Here is a 19,786-nt window from a genome sequence, read left to right on the forward strand (position 1 = left end):
CTTCAGCGTCACCAGGCGCGAGAACGGCAGCGGGCCGTGTTCGATATGGTCGACGAACAACAGCTCAGGGTTCGGGTTTTCTTCACCGAACACGCTGCCTTGGCCTTTGAGGCGGTAGTGCGCGGTGCTGCTGAACAGGCCACGATCCAGGGACACCAGCTCCAGGTTCACCGTGCCATCGACGCCGGCCATAGAGGTCTGCAGTTCTTTGTTGGCGTTCTGGATGGCGGTTTGCAGCACCGGCTCCAGTTGCTTACCGGTGTACCAGGCGCCGCCTGCACTAATGGCGCCGACGGCGACAACGAAACCCAAGAAAACAACTGCTGGCTTATTCATGAAGTGACCTGATCAAATCCTGTGAGAAGTGGGCTGTCTTCCTTGAACCCCGAAGGGGTTGGCTCAAGCCCGCCGAAAACGGGGGAAGATTAGCACTGGCGGCCGATAACGGCCCAGCTTTTCAGAGAGGTCAGGTCAGCGGTTGGTTCACGAGTATTCCAATTCAACCTCATCGAGTTGGTGATCGAAACTCTTCAAGCGTGCGGTCCAGGTGTACACCAACACCTCAAACTCGCGGTGTATCACTGTGTTGCTGGGGGTATCGGCCTTGGGGTCGCAGAAGTCCAGCTGGTAGCGTTCCCGCGCCATTTGCGTGGCCACGTCGGACAATTCCCGGGCGTTATTGAGCCAATGCCTACCGTCGGCGACCTGTTGGTCGAGCAGCACACATTGTTTTTTCAGGGCCTCGAGGCTTTTTTCCAGCGGCGTGCCGGTGAGCTCGCCCATGACTTCCTGGAAAGTACGCCCGGGCTGCCAGTAGCTGCCCCAGAAATAGCGGTCGAATACGGTTTCGACGCGGCGCAGAGCAACCTTGGTGTCCCAGATCGCCACGCGGGTCTTGCCTTGTTGAAGCAGCTTTTTCTTCACCCGTTGATTTTGATAGGACGCCCAGGCCACCACGCCGATGGACAACGTGCCGATCACCAGACAGGCGCTATCGAGAAACACCATGGCCTTGTCGAGTTGGTGGGCAAGCATGACGCCGTAGAAATAGGCAGCCGATAGCAACACCAGTGCGAAAAGCACGCACCAGAAAGCGGGAGCATAAGGGTTTTTCATTATTGGAATCCCCATGAGCAAACGCGAACTTTGTCAGACGGGCCTCACGGTGGCCCGCCTGTCAAAGCATAGCTTTTCGCTCAGGGTTTGCCGGGTTGTGACGCCTGCGTTCGTCCGCTTTCCCAACCGCCGCCCAAGGCCAGGAACAGATCGATCTGGCTCATGGCAACTTGCGTGTTGGCCGCTGCCAGCTGTGCACGTACATCGGTGTAGGTGCGAGTGGCCTGCAGGTCGGCCAGGAACGAGGCACGGCCGGCCTGGAAGAAGCGGTGCGTCTGCTCCGAGGCTTCCTTTGCGGACGCACCGGCGTCGGCCAGGGCGTCGCGGCGTTGCAGTTGCGCGGTGTATTGCGCGAGGCCGGTCTGGGTTTCGCGGATGGCATTGAGCACCACGCCATCAAAGTGCGCCAGGGCGCCCTGGGTCGCGGCTTCGGCTTCGTGGATACGTGCGCGGGCACCGTTGGTCGGCACTGTCCAACTGATCAGCGGGCCAAAGCCCCAGCGATTGGTCGCTGGTGTGCCGAGGTCGTCAAGAATGCCGACCGTGCCCACCGTGGCGCCGATGCTGATGTCCGGGTACAACGCACCGGTGGCCACGCCGATACGGGCGGTGGCAGCCGCCAGTTGGCGTTCGGCCTGGCGCACGTCGGGGCGGCGCTTGAGCAGTGCTGCGCCGTCGCCCACGGGCAGCAATTGGGCGATATGCGGCAGCTCGGCGCAGGTGCCGGTGCCTGCGGGCAGTTGGTCCACCGGTTTGGCCAGCAGCATCGACAAGCGGAACAAACCCGCCTGACGCGATGCTTGATAGCGCGGGATCTCGGCGCGCAAGGATTTGTATTGGGTCTGCGAGCGGGTCACCTGGGTTTCGTCACCGCGCCCGGCGTCGCGCAGGCGCTGGGTGAGCTTGGTGCTCTGGCCTTGCAGGTCGAGGGACTCATTGGCAATCGCCAGCTCTTCATTGGCCGCACACACCTGGGTGTAGGAGCGCACCACATCTGCCACCAGGGTGATGCGCGCAATATCGGCGGCGGCCTGGGCCGCGTCGGTGCTGGCCTGGGCACTCTCGATGCCACGCTGCAAGGTGCCGAACAGGTCAAACTGGTAGGACGTGCTGATGCTGGCGCTGCCGATGTTGGCCACCGGGACTTTTTCCGTCAGCAAAAACGCTTCGCCCGATTCCTGCAGGCGCTGGGCTTCCGCCTTGGCGCCAGCACTCCAACCGCCTGCGGATTCAGCCTCTTGGGTCTGGAAACGCGCGCGTTGCAGGTTGGCGGCAGCCACGCGCAAATCGGTGTTGGAGGCCATGGCCTGGCGCACCAGCTCATCCAGGCGCGGGTCGTTGTACAGCTTCCACCAATCGGCTGGCACCGGCGCCGACACCACGTTGTTGCCCTCGCCCGCGAGCTGCCCTTGCAGGTCGCCACGGTTGATGGCGGACGTTTCCGGCAGCTTGTAATCCGGGCCTACCACTTGGCAGGCCGACAGCAGCAAACCCAGCGCAGCGGTTGCCAGCAGCTGCTTCATGGTTTTTCTCCGTCTTTGACCTTATCGCCGATGATCGACACCGTGGCCGTGCGTCCGGCGATCATACGAAAGTCCGCCGGCACATCATCAAAGGCAATACGCACCGGAATCCGCTGGGCCAGGCGCACCCAACTGAACGCCGGGTTGACGTTAGGCAGCAGGTTGGAGCCGCTGGTGCGGTCGCGGTCTTCGATACCGGCGACGATGCTCTGCACATGGCCACGCAGACGGGCGTTGTCGCCGATCACGCGGATATCCACGGCCATGCCGACGTGGATGCCGTCGAGCTTGGTCTCTTCGAAATAACCGTCGATGTGGAAGGAGTTGCTGTCCACCACCGACAGCACCGGGCGCCCGGCGGTGACGAATTCCTGGTTGCGCGGTGCACGGTCGTTGACGTAACCGTCCACGGGGCTGCGGATTACCGAGCGGTCAAGGTTGAGCTGGGCGGCGTCCACGGCCACTTGCGCCTCGGCCAGGGCCGATTGGGCACGGGCCACGCGCGACTGGCTTTCTTCCAGTTGTTCGCTCGGCACCAAGTTGCCCAAACCACGGTTGCGCTTGTACTCGCGGTTGGCCTGGGCCAGGGTTTCCTGGCGGTCGGCCACGGCGGCCTGGGCTTGGCGCAACGCCAGCTTAAAGCGGTCCTGGTCGACGGCGAACAGCACCTGGCCCTTGCTCACCAACTGGTTGTCGCGCACGTCGACCTGCTGGATCAGCCCGGACACGTCCGGGGCGATCTGCACGATGTCGGCACGGATATGCCCGTCACGGGTCCAGGGCGCAAACATGTAGTACATGACCATGCGCCACACAACGACGACAGCGAAGGTCACTATCAATAACGTCAGGACGACACGGCCGATGGTCAAAAAAGGTTTTTTCATGTCATGAGGTATCGACTGAGTGAGTCCACGGCGCCCAGTAACAGCGCGTAGAGCCCCACATTGAACAATGCCCGGTGCCAGACCAGGCGATAGAAGTGAATGCGCGTCAACAACCCGTGCACCACCAGAAACAACACATATGTAATGCCCATCAGCACCAGCAGCGTGGGCAGGAACACCCCGCTGATATCCAGATCACCGATCATAAAGGCGCTCCATCAGGCAGCGGCGCTTGCATTTCGGTGCCGCCAATAAATTCCACGCCGGGCAGCAACGACAGGCGCAGGCCGGCCAGTGCGTGCAGCAGATGCAGGCGGGTGTCATCTTCGTCTTGCAGGCCTTGCCCGTTGAGGGCGCGGCGCGTGCGGTCGAGGGTCATCAGCAGACCGCTGGGCGCGGGCAAGCGTTCACCCGCTTTAAGGCAGGCCTTGAAGTAACCGCCCACGCCTTCCACCACTTGGTTGAGCAGCACCCGTGGCACGCCGTAGATGCGTGGCGCGTAGGCCAACAGGTCAAGCAGGTTCAGTGCCACGCGCAAATCGCGCAGGGCGCTGCCGGTGTCCTGGCCGATCAGGCCCAGGCGCGGCAGGTGCTGCATCAGGCGGTCGAGCATTTGCACAGCCATGTGGCGGTGTTCGGCCAGGGTTGCAGGCTCGGTGAGCGTTACGATGTCGCGCCAGCTGAAACGCGTCAGGCGCTTGGCCGCCAGTTCGGCGCCGAACGGCCGTGCGACCAGCGTCCACACAAAGGCGAACAGCAAGCCCACCGGCCCGGCCAGGTTGACGTTGGCGAAGTTGAGGAAGTCCGCGTCGTAGGCGCCCTGGATGCTGATAAACGAGGAGGTGTTCACCAGCGTCAGCAGCATGCCCAGGTAAAAACGCGGCTGCACCGTGAGCGTGCCGATGCAGATAAACGGCACCGCAAACGCCAACACCAGCATGGGGAAATCATGCAGGTTGGGCAGCACCAGAAACAGGTAAAGGCTGGCGAACAATACCGACATGGCGGTCCAGAAAAAGAACCGGTAGATCTGCGGCGCCGGGTCGTCCATCGAGGCAAAAAAGCTGCAGGCCACGGCAGCCAGAATCACTGCGCTGCCGCCGTCGGTCCAGCCCAGCAGAATCCACAGCACCGAGGCGACAATGATCGCGGTAACGGTGGAAAACGCCGAGTAGAACATCAGGCCACGGTCGAGGAACGGCGTGAGCCGGCCCAGGCGCCAATGGCGGTAGACGGCGCGCCAGGTGTCCTGGCTTTCGCACTGGATGGCGGCTTGCAGGCTGCGGCAGTCTTGCCACAGGTCGACCCATTCGCCGAGGCGATACAGGGCGTTGGAGAACAGCAGCGTGTGGCGGTCGTCCAGTGCTTCGCCCTGTGGCTGCGCGGCGTCGATCTTGTCGCGCAACACGCGCCAGCGTTCCAGCGGTGCTTGCTCGGTGGTGCTCTCCAGCCAGGCGTTGGCGTCTTGCAGCAACGGCGTGAACCGGTCGAGAAACTCGGGGGCGCGGTGTTCGATTGCGTAGACCGCATCGTCCAGCGCGTCGATCACCGGCAGCAGGTGAATCATGCGCCCGCGCAGTTCCTTGGTGTTGCGCACCGTCTGTGGCCGAGCGCCTTCGTGGGGCAACTGGCCGATCATCAGTTCCAGGGTGTTGAAGGTGGCGACCATGCCGCCGCGCAAGGTGCTGATTTCTTCGGGCGCAACGTTACGGGTCAGAAAGCGCTGGCTATAGACCTGAGCGTCGGCAAACCACTTGGCTACCGAGCCATCAAACACCGGCATCAGGCGCCGCGGCCAGAACATTGCGCCTACTACGGCGGCCACAGCAATGCCGAGGAAAATCTCTTCGGTACGCGCCTCGGCCACATCCCACACCGCCAGCGGGTTATCCACTACCGGCAAGGCGATCAGCGGCAAGGTGTAGCCGGCCAACATCAGCGCGTAGCTGTTGGCGGTACGCAGGTGCAAAGACAAAAACAACAAGGTGCCGGTCCACAGCGCAATGATCACCACCAGCAGGTACGGCGTCTGAATAAACATCGGCACAAAAAACACCGCCGCCGCCGCGCCCATGAAGGTGCCGATGGCGCGGTACAACGCCTTGGAGCTGGTAGGGCCGACAAACGGGCTGGAGACGATATACACCGTGGCCATCGCCCAATACGGACGCGGCATTTGCATAAGCATGGCGATGTACAGGGCGATCATCGAAGCGGCGAAGGTGCGCACGCCGTAGAACCAGTCGCGGGCCGGCGGCATGCCGGTAAAAAATCCGTTCAAGAGGTCGCCTCAGCCGCCTCGAAGGCCTGCAGTACACGCAACGCCGCTTCAAGGTCGCCGTGGGCGATGTCCGCCAGCACTTCCTGGCGCAGGCGCACCAGTTGCACTTCCACCGCCTGCACCAACTCGCGGCCGCGCTCGGTGAGGCTCAAGGCCTTGGCGCGACGGTCATGGACGTCTTCGGTACGGCACACGTAACCGTCATGGCACAGACGATCAAGCAGGCGCACCAACGACGGGCTTTCCATGCCGGATGCCTGGGCTACTTTCACCTGGTGCACACCGTCGCCCAAGCGGCCGATCATCAACAGCGGCACGGCGCAGGCTTCGGAAATACCATAGCTCACCAGCGTGGTCTGGCAGATTTTGCGCCAGTTACGGGCGCCCACCACCATGCTGCTGCTGAGGTTCATATGGAGCTGTTCGAGGGTTTGGGACACTGGATTGTTCGCATACAGTTAGTTTGCTAACTATCAATATGGTGGATGGATCCAAAGCCGTCAAGTTTTGAAACACTTTTGTGATGGATGGTGGGTTTGTGGGTAAGTAAAGCGCGTTTGAGCGAGAACGTTAGATTTGCGGCAGAACAAAACACTTGTGGGAGCTGGCTTGCCAGCTCCCACATTTAGTTCAGTGTTGTCTTCAGGCTGGCTGTTCGGCCTGAGCATCCAGGCGGCGCTGGATTTTGATCGTTCCCACGCTCTGCGTGGGAATGCAGCCCAGGACGCTCCGCGTCCGCTATTGAAGGGGTGACGCAGAGCGTCACAGGAGGCATTCCCACGCGGAGCGTGGGAACGATCGGCCCTTACACCCCGCGCCCTTCCCGCAGTAACAGATTCAGCTCATCCACCACTTCAGCCCAATCCGCATCGTCGAGAATTTCTTCGCGTAAAAACGCCTTCTGGCCGGGCGTCCAAAAGAACGCATCCGCGAGGTGTAACTCGGGCTTCAGCGGCGAATGCACCGCCACAAACCTCTCGATACTTACCGGGTCATGCGGCAGGCCGAGCTGTTTGAACAGTGACGGCAAGCTATGCACAGGCGATTCCATGGCAGGCTCCTTGGAAGGTGGTTTTCCTGAGTCTAGCCCACGCGCCCGCCAGGCTGACGGCGAGGGGAACTCGCCGTCAGTGCCGCTCGCTTACTTGACGACCGCGCGTGGCACCGGCGTGGTGATGTTGCCGGCAGCCCACGCCGACTCGCGGCTGGCCAGGGCGGTGGCGATGGCTTGTACGCGGTCCGAATCCAGTTGTTCGGGCAGTGGGTCGAGCCCGGCGCTGGCGAAGATCTGGCCGTAGGCGTTGCGCAGGTCGGCATAGGCCAGGTCGCGGCGCAGGTCGGCTTGCAGGGTGTTGAGTTCGCCCTGGATCAGGTCGAGTTCGCCCAGGCCGGCAGCTTCGTGGCGATTACGCAGTTGGGTGAGGATTTGCCCGTCGATGTTGGCCAACTGGTCGTTGGTCTTGAACTGGCGCACGGCGTCCTGGTAGTTGGCGTTGGCTACGTAGATTTGCGCCAATACGGCGATGGACATCGCCTGGCGCCGGGCGGTGGCGACTTCTTCACCGGCCTTGGCGACGTCGATGGCGGCGGGTGCGGAGATCACGTTGAACAGGTTCCAGGTGATCTTGGCGCCGTAATCGGCCCAGCGGTTGTCGGTGAGGAACGAGTTGCTGTCGTAATGCCCACCGGCCGAGAACTCCAGGCCAGGCAGCAGGCGCAGCATGGCTTTGCGGGTTTCGGCGGCGCTGATGCGGGTTTGGTAGTCCTGCTCGCGCAGTTCGGGGCGGTTGGCCAGGGCTTCCTGCTCCAGGCTTGCCAGGTTGACCTTCAGCTCAGGCACGCTGTAGTTATCCGGCGTCGCCAGCTTGAGGTCGGTACCCATGGGCAGGTTGATCAAGGTGGCCAGTTCAGTCTTGGCCAGGGAAAGAGCGCGGCGCTGTTCCTGCAATTGGCGCGTGGCTTCGATCAGCGAGCGCTGGTAACCGAGGGCCTGCACCGGGTCGCCAATGCGCTGTTCGCTCATGCTCTGGCTGTTGCTCTGGGCTTGGTCGACGCGGGCCATCAAGCTGTCGATCTGGCCCAGCAACCGCTCGGCCGCCACGGCGCGCCAATACGCAGAGCGCACGTCCTGGACAATGGTGTTGATCACCTTGCGCCGGCGCTCCTGGATGATCAGCCGCTGGTCGCCTTGCTGCTTGGCGCTGATGTAGCTGACGCCGAAGTCGAGCACGTTCCACACCATGGTCAAATCGGCTACGCGACGGTCGCGGTCCTGGGAGGTCGAAGGTTCCAGGGACTGCGTGCCGGTGAGCACGCTCTGGCTGCTGGAGGCGTTGGTGTTGTTGCGCCCGGCATAGCCTGCCGACAACGCCATGCGCGGCAACATGTCAAAACTTGAGAGGTCCGATTGGCGTTTGGCCAGGGCCTCTTCCATCACTTTCAAACGGCCTTCGAGGTTGTATTTCACTGCACGGGCCATGGCCTGGTGCAGCGTCAACGGGCCACTCAACGGCTCCTGGTCCTTGTACATGCCTTGCAGATCGCTGCGGGCTCGCTGCTCGCTGACACTGCGTTCAATCGGCTCACTGGTGACCGCGCAACCGCTGATCGCCAGCGCCAGCAAGCTGGCGCCGAACAACTTATGACCTGTTTTCATCCGTGGACTGCCCCTGTTCCTGCGCCTTGATTTAGTGTGTTCAAGCCTGCATTTCGCTGATGCCGACTTGTTGCAGTGCGTGCGCCAGGTCAATCACCTGGCGTTGTTCGGTGTCTTTGATCTGCTGCAATTGCTGGCCGAGGGTTGGCGCGCCAAAGACGCCGCGCAGCCCATGGGCCGGATCGCCCTGGCCTTTGATCGATTGGCTGTCGAACGCCTTGAGTGAGCTGTCGTCACCGCCAGTTTCACGGTTGAACAGGCTCGACAAGGTGCTGGACCCGAACACCCCGCCATCGCCGCCGCCAAAGCCTAAAAAGCCTTTGCCGGAACCGTCGCCGACGTTATCGCTGCTGGTGAACACCTGCGCAATAAAACTCGGGCTGGTGGCGCCGCTGTTGATGAATATATCGCCCAGCGGGCGCATGCCGTCGCCCAGTACGCGCTGCTCAAACAGCGGCGCGAACGTCAGCGGTGAGCCGAGGTTGCCGGTGGGCGGGGTGAAGATGCCCGGTTGCAGCGGCAGGTACGTCGTGTTGAGCACCGGCCTTGTAACGCCGCCGGTCAAGGTCAGCGGATCGGCCGTGACCGTAACGCTGTTGATGGCATAGGCATTGGACTGGCTGATGCCCTCACCGGCGTTGCCAGCCAGGTCACGGATCGTGCTGTTGTCGACACTGATGACATTGCTGCTGTCATTGACGTTGTTGTTTGGTGTCAGGGTCGCGGTCCAGTAGTAGCCGCCCTCGCCACTTTGCAGGTTGGACAGGCTACCGTTCTGCACCTTCAGGCTGGACAGGTCGAAGCCGCGCACGGGTTCGCTGAACCAGATGAACACCTGCGTGCCCTGCCCGGCCTTGAGCTGGGTATCCGACACTTCGATGTACACCTGCGGGCCTTGGGTATCGACGGCAAAATAGCTCGAGTAGGCATACGTGTTGGCTGACGAGTTGCCTGCCGCATCCGTTACCCCTTTGCCATCCAGTACCACCGTGTCATACCAGTTCTGCAGATGATCTTTGGGCGTCAGCGTGGCGGTCCAGGTGATGCCGCCATCGACACTTTTCAGGTTGCTCAACACGCCGCTGGCGACACTCAGGTTATCCAGCTTGAGGCCCGACACTGCCTCATTGAATGTGATCGTGACGTTGGCCGTTTCGCCGCTGGCGAGTTCGGCCTTGTCGACCACAATCGTGGCGGTGGCCGGGCGGGTATCGATCGCGTAGCTGTTCGACGTACTGGTCCCCAGGCCCGCGTTGCCGCTGAGGTCATGCACCTGGGTATTGTCCAGGCTCACCACGTTGCTGGTGTCTTCGATATAGCGCTGCGGCGTGAGCGTAGCGGTCCAGGTGATGCCGCCGTCCACGCTTTTCAGGCCGCTGAGCCAGGCGTTCTGCGCCTGTGGGCTGTTGTAGAACTCAACGGCTTCACTGAAGGTAATGGTCACTGTGGCCTTCTCGCTGCCGCCCAGGCTGGTCTTGTCGACCACGATGGTGGAGGTCGGGCGTTGGGTATCGACCGTGTAGTTGCGCGAAGTGGTGATACCTGCGCCGGTGCTGCCGCCGTAGTAGGTCACGCCGGCGTTGTTGAGCCGCACCACGTTCTGGGCACTGGTGGTATTGGCAAATGGCGTCAGCGTGGCCTGCCAGCTGATACCGCCGTCATTGGTGCGCAGGTTGGAGAGCACGCCGTTGTCGGCGCTAAGGTCGCTCAGGTCAAAGTTGCTGACCGCCTTGTTGAAGTAGATAGACACCGTGCTCGTTCCACCGACCGCCAAACGCTCGGAGCTCAGGTAAACATTGGAACTGAGCGGTGTGTGGTCGACCGTGTAAGCGATCATTGAGCTGGTATCGAACGAGTAGTTGGTATTGCCGGCCAAGTCTTTGACGTAAGCCAGGGACAAACCAATCAGGTAGCTTCCCGAGGAACCCGCGCCCGGCGTCGGCGTCAATGTAGCCTGCCAGGTCACGCCACCGTCGAGGCTGTAGAACGGACTCAATGTGGCCGCTTGCAGGTTGACGATTGCGCGGTTGTCGAAGCCGGTGACCGGCTCGGAGAAGGTTACGGTGACGGTGGCGGTCTCGCCCGGTTCCAGCAACTTATCGGACAGCGTCCAGGTATACGTGGGTATAACTGTATCGACTGCAAAAACCGGCGACACCGCGTTCACAATCCCTCTATTGCCAGCGGCGTTTTGAACGCTGCTGGTGTCCAGGGTGACCACATTATTGGGGGCTGTCACGTTTGCATTCGGCGTGAATACCGCGGTGTAAAGCGAGTCGCTGTAACGGATAAATTGGCTGAAGGTGCCATTGGGGGCCTGCAGGCTGCTCAGGTTGAACCCGTACACCGCCTCGGAGAATCGCACCGTTACAATCTGTATTTCGCCCTTACCGATGACCGTGTCGTAGAGCTCGAGCGTCGCCGTAGGATGTGAAGTCTGGATGTTGAACACATTGGAGTTGGTCCAACCCGAACCGTCGTTGCCGGCAAGGTCCTTCACGCCGTAGTTATTCAGGGCAATTACATTGCTGTTGGCCTGGATGCCATCGATGGGTGTAAATACCCCAGTCCAGGTGCGCCCGCCATCGCTGGACGTCATTGTGCTGAGGCTACCGTTGCCCACCATCAGGTCACTGTTGTTGAACCCCGTCACTGGCTCCGAGAAAGTTACGGTAACGAGGCTGGTGCCACCGGCGGTCAAGAGCGGGTTGCCAATCACGATGGTGGCGGTTGGCGGCTGGGTGTCGATGCTGTAGCTGTTGGAGTCGGTGGTGCCCGTGCCCGCGTTGCCCGCCAGATCGTTGACGCCGTTGTTGTTCAGCGTGATCAGGTTGCGGGTGGCGGTGACACCGGCAGCCGGCGTGAACATTGCGGTCCAGGTGATGCCGCCGTCGCTGCTGCTCACCGCGCTCAAGGTGCCGTTGGCGAGGGTCAAGTCGGCATTGGTAAAGCCTGTGACCGCCTCGGAGAACGTCACCGTCACCTGAGTCGACTGGCCGACGGCAAGCGTCGGTTGTGCGACCACGATAGAGGCGGTTGGGCGCTGGGAATCAATCGCGTAGTTGTTGGAGTCGGTGGTGCCAGCACCGGCATTACCCGAAGCGTTTTGTACGCCACTGTTATCCAGCGTGATCAGGTTAGTGGTGTCGGAGATATTGCTGGTCGGGGTGAAGCTTGCCGTCCATGTGATACCGCCATCGCTGCTGCTGACCGCGCTCAAGGTGCCGTTCGCAATGGTCAGGTCGGCGTTGTTGAAGCCGGTGACCGCTTCGCTGAAGGTGATGGTCACCAGGGATGTCTCGCCGGCTTTGAGAACGTTATTGGCAACCACGATGCTGGCGGTCGGCAATACCGTATCGATGGTGTAGTTGCCGGAGCTGGTCGTACCGGTGCCTGCGTTACCCGCAATATCGCTGACGCCGCTGTTGTTCAGGGTGATCAGGTTGGTTGTGTCCCGAACGCCGACCGTCGGCGTGAAGGTCGCGGTCCAGATGATGCCGCCATCGCTGCTGCTGACTGCACTCAAAGCTCCGTTGGCGACGCTCAGGTCGCTGTTGTCGAAACCCGTCACCGCTTCGGAGAAGGTCACCGTGACCAGGCTGGTTTCACCGGCACTCAAGGTCGGGTCGGCTATCACGATGGTCGCGGTGGGCCGCTGGCTGTCGATTACATAGTTGTTGGAGTCGGTGGTGCCGCTGCCGGTGTTGCCGGCCAGGTCTTGCACGCCGGTATTGTCCAGGCGCACGACGTTGCTGGTATCGGTGATGCCGGCGGTCGGCGTGAGGGTCGCGGTCCAGGTCACGCCGCCATCGCTGCTGCTGACTGCGCTCAAGGTGCCGTTGGCGACCGTCAGGTCGGCATTGGTGAAACCGGTCACGGCTTCGCTGAAAGTAATGGTCACCAGCGACGTCTGGCCGACGCCGAGGGCCGCATCCGCGACCACGAGGGTGGCGGTCGGGCGTGCCGTATCAATGGCGTAGTTGTTGGAGTCAGTGGTGCCAGCGCCCGCATTGCCCGAGGCGTTTTGTACGCCGCTGTTATCCAGCGTGATCAGGTTGGTGGTGCCGGTGATATTGCTGGTCGGCGTGAAAGTCGCCGTCCAGGTGATACCACCGTCGCTGCTGCTGACCGCGCTCAAGGTGCCGTTGGCAACGGTCAGGTCGGCGTTGGTGAAACCGCTCACCGCTTCGCTGAAGGTGATGGTCACCGGTGACGTCTCGCCCGCTTTGAGGGTGGCGTCGGAGACGATGATGACGGCGGTCGGCAAGAGGGTATCGATGGTGTAGTTGCCGGAGTTGGTCATGCCGGTGCCGGCGTTTCCCGCAATGTCGCTGACGCCGCTGTTGTTCAAGGTGATCAGGTTGGTGGTATCCCGCACGCCAACCGTCGGTGTGAAAGTCGCAGCCCAAGTGATGCCGCCATTGCTGCTGCTCACCGCACTCAAGGTGCCGTTGGCAACGCTTAAGTCGCTGTTGTCGAAACCCGTCACCGCTTCAGAGAAGGTCACCGTGACCAGGCTGGTTTCACCGGCACTCAAGGTCGGTTCGGCAACCACGATGGTCGCGGTCGGGCGCTGGGTATCGATGGCGTAATTGTTGGAGTCGGTAGTGCCGCTGCCGGCGTTGCCCGCCAGGTCAGAGATACCGGTATTGTCCAAGGTGATGAGGTTGGTACTGTCGGTGATGTTGCTGTTTGGCGTAAAGGTCGCAGTCCAGGTGACGCCGCCGTCGGCGCTGCTCACAGCCGTCAAGGTGCCGTTGGCGATGATCAGGTCGGCGTTGGTGAAGCCGGTGATCGCTTCGCTGAAAGTGATGGTCACCTGCGAGGTAGCGCCGATTTTCAGCACATTGTCGGCCAGCACAATCGTTGCCGTCGGCCGTTGCGTGTCGATCGCGTAGTTGTTGGAGTTAGTGCTGCCCGTGCCGATGTTGCTGGCCCCGTCGCTGACGCCGGTGTTATCCAGGGTGATCAGGTTGGTGGTATCGGTAATGTTGCTGGTTGGCGTAAAGGTCGAGGTCCAGGTGATGCCACCGTTGCTGCTGCTCACGGCGGTCAAGGTGCCGTTGGCGATGGTCAGGTCGGTATTGGTGAAACCTGTGACCGCTTCGGAGAAGGTAATGGTCACCAGCGAGGTTTCGCCGAGCTTCAATGCGTTGTCAGCGACCACAATGGTTGCGGTAGGCCGCTGCGTGTCGATGACGTAGTTGTTGGAGTCGGTGGTGCCGGTGCCGGTGTTACCGGCCGCGTCGCTGACGCCGTTGTTGGCCAGGGTGATCACGTTGGTGGTGTCGGTGATGCCGGCGGTGGCCGCAAGTGTGCCGGTCCAGGTTACGCCGCCATCGCTGCTGGCAAGCCCGCTGACGGTGCCGTTGGCAACAGTAAAATCAGCCGAGGTAAGGCCGGTGACGGCCTCGCTGAAGGTGACGGTCACCAGGGATGTACCGCCGATGTTCAGCGCGGTAGTGGCCACCACGATACTGGCGGTCGGCCGCAACGTGTCGATGCCATAAGTATTGGAGGTGGTAGTGCCGGTGCCCGCGTTGGTTGCAACGTCGGTATAGAGAGCGTTGTCCAGCGTCACCACGTTGCCACTGCTGGTGTTGCCGGCGTTCGGCGTCAGGGTAGCGGTCCAGTGAATATTGTCGCTGGTGGCCAGGTTGCTCAATGTACCGTTGGTGGCCGTCATGTCGGCCAGGCTGAAACCGGATACAGCTTCGCTGAAAGTAATATTGACCGTTGAGTTGACCGTGGTGCTCAGGGTAGGCGCGACCACTGCGACAGTCGCGGTCGGCCGTGTGGTGTCGACGGTGTAGTTGTTGGACGAGGTGGTGCCAGTGCCCGCCATGCCTGTCGCCACACTGTTGATACCGGTGTTGTCGAGAACGATGTGGTTGGTGGCGCTGGTGACGCTGGCATTAGGTGTAAAAGTTGCCGTGTAGGTGATACCGCCGTCGCTGGTGTTGACCAGGCCCAGAGTACCGTTGGCAACTGTCAGGTCGGCGTTGGTAAAGCCCGTCACCGCCTGGCTGAAGGTAATGGTCACCAGTGAGGTGCTGCCGATGTGCTGGGCGGCGTTGCTGACCACGATGGTGGCGGTCGGTGCCGGGTCGTAAGCAGTGTTCGCGGTCCCGCCAATATCGTTGTACAGGCCGTTGACTGCTGTCGGTTTATTGCCGGCCACGGCGGCGGTGGACGAGCCACCGTTGCCACTGGCGCCGCTGTTGGCCGCGCCACCTAAGGCTGCGAAGTTGCTCGCCGTGATCAATACATTGCCTTTGTTCCAGATGGCACCGACACCCAGGCCACCGTCACCGCCGTTCAGCGCCGTGCCGCTGCCACTCGCCGAGCCGCCGCCACCACCGCCGCCGGCGCCGATGTTGCCGGTAATCGAACTGGTGCCGACGATGGTCAAGGTGGCGCCGCTGGCGTTGTAGATACCGCCGGCCGCTGCGCCGCCCCTGCCACCGGCACCATTCCAGCCGGAGCCACCACCACCACCGCCGATCGACAAGCCGCCAGAGGCCGCCGTGCCGCCTACGGAACCGTTGGTGTAACCGTAGATGCCAGTAGAGCCGGCACCGCCGGTGCTCGAGCCGCCGTTGCCGCCCATGGTGCGATAGCCACCGCCCGCGCCACCCTGGTTGGCGGTGCCTGCCGTGCCGGCGTAGACACCGGTTCCGCTGCCGGTAATACCACCGTGCCCGCCGTTGCCGCCGCCTACAGCACCACCACCGCCACCGGCACCGCCGACGTCGCCACCGGCCACGCCACCACCGCCGCCGCCACCCGAGGCGGCATTCGCGGTCACGCTGACGTTATTTAAGGTCAGGTTGCCGAAGTTACTGATCCCCGCGCCCAGCAAATTGCTTGCAGTAGTCCCGCTACCGCCATTGCCGCCGTTACCCGCCATCAGTCCCTTGGTAATGACCAGGCCGTCCAGGGTCGCAGTAACCCCCGAATTGACCGTGAACACCTGGGTCTTGTACTGCCCGCTGATGGTCACATCGGGCGTGCCGTTATGGTCCAGATCGCCTTCGATGGTGAGGTTCTTGGAAATCACCAACTGCGTGTTGAGGTTGACCGTCATGCCTGCGGTGCTGAACGTGACAGTATCGCCCGCCACTGCACTGCTCAGGGCCGCGCGCAGCGAGCCGACGCCACTGTCGGCGCCGTTGGTCACGGTGATCGTCGCCAGGCTGTACTGATAACCCGACATCCCCTGGTACGACAGCGCCGTGTGGCTCTCGATCGAGCCGGTGGCAACCTCCAGTGTCCAGTCGCCGCCCGTGCCAGTGCGGTTGCTGGAGGCGGCAATATCGCGCCCGGTCAGGCTGGCCAACGAGTCGACAAAGCTGATGCCTTTGTCGCCCTCGGCGGTGTTGCAGGCATAAATCAGAATATCGCCGCCGGCGTTCATGTCCTGGCCGATCTGCGCCAGTACCGCGCTGCGGGCCGTGACGTTATCGGCCGACAGGTAGGTGCTGCCCAACCACAAATCGCCCGAATTACCGTGGGCGATGATCTGCACCGAACTCACGCCCTGGTGGCTGCCCAGGTAGTCGGCGATCTGTTGCAGGCCGTCTTTGCTGGCGTCCAGTTGCACCACCTGGGTGCCGGGAGCGACGCCTTTGAGCAAGTCGGCGGAGTCTTTGACGCGCGCATCGACAAACACCACGGTCTGCCCTGGCACGGCCACGGGCGCCGGCGTAGCGGGCGCTTCGGATTGTGCATGGGTGTCTTTGCTGGCGGTGGCATGCTCGGCCGTCGGCGCCTTGGCCGCCGCGTCGGCGGTGGCATGGCTGTCGGCCTGGGCCGCATCGGCCACGGTGGCGGCGACCGCGCCGTCAAACAGCATGCGCGGTTCGAGGAACATGATCATGGGTGTCGCCAGGGTTTTAGCGCCTGGTGTTGTGTTACGTGCCTTTCCTTTGCTCCACCACATGCTGCTCACCCGTGAGTCGAAAGCGGTTACCCGTAGAAAAAACGCGATCAGTTGATCGCGGCGTCGGCTTTGGTGCGAATGACATTGGCGGCGCTCAAAGAGCCGTCGCGCCAGAATTCCATGTGTGCGTACTGCTCGAAGAGATCAGGCGGCAGGATGGTGCGGCGCGGCTGCAGCGCGACCTTGGGTTTGACCCGATGCAAGCCGCTCATGCCCAAGGCCTCGTCGAAGTCCGGCGCATCGTAACTGAGGTTGTCGAAGTCGTGCTCGAACCACGGTTCGCCGATAAATTCGTAGACCAGCCGCATCACCCGTTCAGGCGCCTGGGACAGCAGTTCGTAGTCGACGACCAGCATAGCGTCGGCGTTTTCGCCGTAGTACGCCTCTTTGAGCGCCGACCAGGCATAGCCCACCAGGCGGTTGCGCTGGCCCAGGGTCTCAACACGGCTGTAGACGGTGTTGCGTTCAACGTCGTCGTTGAACAGCCGGGTGTTCTCAAAGGGGTTGGCGCGGTACAGGCGCTCCAGGCTGTCCATGACCCAGGCGACGTTGCGCACGCAGGCAATCACTTTGGCTTGAGGAAACAGGTCATGCAGCGCGGGCATGCGCGCGCACCACTGGCGGTTGGTGTCGAAGACTACCGGGGTAGAGGCCTTGTCGGCGTAGTAGGAATCGAACAACCCGCGCAGCAAACGGCGCCGGGTATTGGGGTCGATTACTGAACCAAACTCACTGCCGGCGCTGCATTGCCCCAGCACACCGTTGAACAAGGTGCCTACAGGGCTGCTCATACCGGCGTGAAAACGCGGGTTCTGCAGCAGGATGGCAGAGAGCAGGGTTGAGCCGGAACGCGGCAACCCGGAGATAAAGTGATACTGCAATCCCATCACCACTTAGGCGGATAAAGTCCATTTATGCGCGAAGCGTAGCTGAGGATTGCAGTGCCGACTAGTGGTCATTTGCCACTATTTGGATATTCCGTTAATGCCAATTGGATATTAACGGCAGCCCTCTGGTTGCGAGGACTCTGGACCAGCGCATACCACGAACAGCCGCGCCCGAGCGCCACCGCCGTCCTGACGCAAAAGCTCGCGCCAGCCTTCGGGAAGCGGTGCAAAATCATCCGGTGGCTCGGTGCTGCTGATCAACCACACACGGTGCGTATCGGCGGGTATGGCCGATAGACGGTCGAGGTAAATACGCCCACCGTCCTGGTCCACCAACGTACCAAAACCATAAGCATTCGGCCGGGTTGAAGTGCCGTCGGGTTTGGGCGGCGTATAGAGCTGCAATTGGGCGTCGGTCTGGTCGTAATACACGTAGCTGAGGTACCACAACATGTCGCTGAGCACGATGCGATCGTCTTCCTGGTAATTGCGGTTGACGAACTCCACCGGCACGTTGAATTGATCATGCACATCCACCGTGGCGTTGTTCTTGAGCCCCAGCAACTCAACCCCAATAAACAACACGAACAACGCCGCGCCTAGCCACGCCAGGCGCGCCGGCAGGCGGTCGATGGCCAGCGCCACCAGAATCGGCAGGCCCAGCGCGTAGACCGTGAGGTAGCGTTCGATAAACACCGATGAGATAAACGAAACGCCGTACACCAGCAGCAGCGGCAGCAAAAAGAACAAGGCCAGCAGGCACGCCGGGCGATAACGCTCGCGGTCGCGCCAGGTGGTGAAGCCCACCACGGCGATCAAGAGCAAAGGGAACAGCCAGAACAGCGGCTGCCAGAAACCGATGCCTTCATCCTGGAGTACGAACTGCCAGATCATCGAGGGCACGGACATCAGTGAAACCGGGTCTTCCCAGCCGATATCCCCCCCGGTCTTGAGTTGTTCGACGTGCTGCACCAGACCCAGCAGGTTCGGTAGCCAAGGCAGGTACAACGCCACAATCAACGCATTGGCGCCCCACCACGACGGGCGAAGGACCAGCCGCTGGCCACGCGTTTGAGAAGGCCACAGCACTGCCAGCCATACCCAATGCACCAACACACACAGGGCAGTGAAGTAATGAGTGTAGAAACCGGCCGCCATCAACAGCACATAGGCCGCCAGGTAACGCGTGCGCTCAGGCTGGCGCACCCAGTACACCAACGCCAGCGTGGCGCCCAAAAGCCACACGGCGAGCAACGAGTACATGCGCACTTCCTGGCTGTAGCGCACCGCCGTTGGGAATAGCGCCAGCAACACGCCCGCCAGCACCGCCGCGCGACGGGTGGACAGTTGCCGCGTGAGTGAGATACCCAGGCCCACCGCTAACACACCGGGCAGGGCGCTCATGCCGCGAATCGACCAGATGCCATCGCCAAACAACCCGATCCAGCCGCGCAGCATAAAGAAGTACAACGGCGGGTGCACGTCGTGGGCCGCGTGAAACCACAGGTCGTCCATGGCGTATTCGCTGAGCAACAAGCTCGAGCCTTCATCGCCCCAGATTGCCGAAGCCGTCAAGCCATAGAAACGCGCGGCCATAGCCAGCGCCAGGATTGGCACCCACCATAACCGGCTCAACCAACCGGCGCCTTCCCAGGCGGCCCAGAGGCGATTGGCTGTGGGAAATGCGCCCACTTTGTCGTCTTGCTCTACCACAGACCGTCGCACCTCAATTCCCCTAAGACCGCCCGTTACCGAGGCGAAACCTGCACATATGCAAACAAGCGCCACTCTAGGACAAAAGCCCCGGTTTCGCTCGCTGTTTTGCAACCGTCGGGCGGCGCGCAAAACCTGCGACTACGCTGTGCGATGACACCAGATCGATTGGCGTCACACACCGTAAAGCCACTACAAGGATGAACGATCCATGGAAGTATTCATCGGCACTATCCAACCCTTTGCGTTTGACTTCGCGCCCAGAGACTGGGCCTTGTGCGCCGGCCAAACCCTGCCCCTCAACCAATACCAGGCACTGTTCTCGTTGCTCGGCACGATTTACGGCGGCAATGGCGTGCAAAACTTCATGCTGCCGAACCTGCAAGGCCGCATGCCGATTGGTCAAGGCAACGGCGCGGGCCTGACGCCGCGCGTCATCGGCGAGTTCTCCGGTACCGAATCCGTGACCGCCACCCTGATTAACCTCCCGGCCCACACCCACGCCACCACACCGTTCAATGCCACCACTTCAGTACAACTGGCCATTACCGCCAGCAACCCAGTGACGACGCCCAGCGCCACCAACGCCTTTATCGGCGCTTCCGGCGGTGGGCCGGGCAGTGCTTCGATCTATTCAGACCAGCAAGGCGCCACCCCGGTCGCACTGCAGGGCGTAAGCACCGCCGTGACAGGCGGCGCGATCAGCCCCGCCGGCCAAGGCCAGCCCATGGCAACCATGAACCCCTACCTGGCGATCAACTTCAGCATTGCCTTAAACGGG

The 19,786-nt window shown here is 61.9% G+C and carries 13 protein-coding genes; 1 reads left to right on the forward strand and 12 read right to left on the reverse strand.

Features of this window, described 5'->3' with window-relative positions:
* The 12 genes from FEM54_RS04190 to FEM54_RS04245 all read right to left on the reverse strand — a co-directional run.
* On the reverse strand, positions 1 to 336 hold a 336-nt coding region (locus FEM54_RS04190; protein WP_138449626.1), incomplete at its 3' end, for a DUF945 family protein.
* A 147-nt stretch (positions 337 to 483) separates the two neighbouring features.
* The gene (locus FEM54_RS04195; protein ID WP_026013660.1) at positions 484 to 1,116 is read right to left on the reverse strand and encodes a hypothetical protein; all 633 of its coding nucleotides are present in this window, start codon (positions 1,114 to 1,116) and stop codon (positions 484 to 486) included.
* Positions 1,117 to 1,196: 80 nt separating this feature from the next.
* The gene (locus tag FEM54_RS04200; RefSeq protein WP_138449628.1) at positions 1,197 to 2,639 is read right to left on the reverse strand and encodes an efflux transporter outer membrane subunit; all 1,443 of its coding nucleotides are present in this window, start codon (positions 2,637 to 2,639) and stop codon (positions 1,197 to 1,199) included.
* Positions 2,636 to 3,526, reverse strand: a complete 891-nt coding sequence (locus FEM54_RS04205; RefSeq protein ID WP_138449630.1) for an efflux RND transporter periplasmic adaptor subunit — start codon at positions 3,524 to 3,526, stop codon at positions 2,636 to 2,638. The genes FEM54_RS04200 and FEM54_RS04205 overlap by 4 nt, the downstream gene beginning before the upstream one ends.
* Entirely contained in the window at positions 3,523 to 3,732 is a 210-nt protein-coding gene (locus tag FEM54_RS04210; RefSeq protein ID WP_016969155.1) for a DUF1656 domain-containing protein, read from the reverse strand. Before FEM54_RS04210 ends, FEM54_RS04205 begins: the two co-directional genes overlap by 4 nt.
* Positions 3,729 to 5,807, reverse strand: a complete 2,079-nt coding sequence (locus FEM54_RS04215; protein WP_138449632.1) for an FUSC family protein — start codon at positions 5,805 to 5,807, stop codon at positions 3,729 to 3,731. The genes FEM54_RS04210 and FEM54_RS04215 overlap by 4 nt, the downstream gene beginning before the upstream one ends.
* Positions 5,804 to 6,220 (reverse strand): MarR family winged helix-turn-helix transcriptional regulator, encoded by a 417-nt coding sequence (locus FEM54_RS04220; protein WP_017136599.1) that lies wholly within the window; start codon positions 6,218 to 6,220, stop codon positions 5,804 to 5,806. The genes FEM54_RS04215 and FEM54_RS04220 overlap by 4 nt, the downstream gene beginning before the upstream one ends.
* Before the next feature lie 392 nt (positions 6,221 to 6,612).
* A complete protein-coding gene (locus FEM54_RS04225) occupies positions 6,613 to 6,858 on the reverse strand; it encodes a DUF2789 domain-containing protein (protein ID WP_017136600.1) in 246 nt (81 codons plus the stop codon).
* Positions 6,859 to 6,948: 90 nt separating this feature from the next.
* Positions 6,949 to 8,463 (reverse strand): TolC family protein, encoded by a 1,515-nt coding sequence (locus FEM54_RS04230; RefSeq protein ID WP_017136601.1) that lies wholly within the window; start codon positions 8,461 to 8,463, stop codon positions 6,949 to 6,951.
* A gap of 40 nt (positions 8,464 to 8,503) precedes the next feature.
* Complete coding sequence (locus FEM54_RS04235; RefSeq protein ID WP_477749726.1) at positions 8,504 to 16,318, reverse strand: Ig-like domain-containing protein; 7,815 nt, start codon at positions 16,316 to 16,318, stop codon at positions 8,504 to 8,506.
* Between the two features lie 134 nt (positions 16,319 to 16,452).
* On the reverse strand, positions 16,453 to 17,292 hold the full coding sequence (locus FEM54_RS04240) for a sulfotransferase family protein (protein ID WP_017136602.1): 840 nt from the start codon (positions 17,290 to 17,292) through the stop codon (positions 16,453 to 16,455).
* 111 nt (positions 17,293 to 17,403) lie between these two features.
* Complete coding sequence (locus tag FEM54_RS04245; protein ID WP_138449634.1) at positions 17,404 to 19,017, reverse strand: glycosyltransferase family 39 protein; 1,614 nt, start codon at positions 19,015 to 19,017, stop codon at positions 17,404 to 17,406.
* Between the two features lie 199 nt (positions 19,018 to 19,216).
* Between FEM54_RS04245 and FEM54_RS04250 the strand changes: the two genes are divergently transcribed.
* Positions 19,217 to 19,786, forward strand: a 570-nt coding sequence (locus tag FEM54_RS04250; RefSeq protein ID WP_138449636.1) for a phage tail protein, incomplete at its 3' end; no start/stop codon positions are given.

It is taken from the genome of Pseudomonas edaphica (assembly GCF_005863185.1).
In the GTDB taxonomy this organism is placed as follows: domain Bacteria; phylum Pseudomonadota; class Gammaproteobacteria; order Pseudomonadales; family Pseudomonadaceae; genus Aquipseudomonas; species Aquipseudomonas edaphica.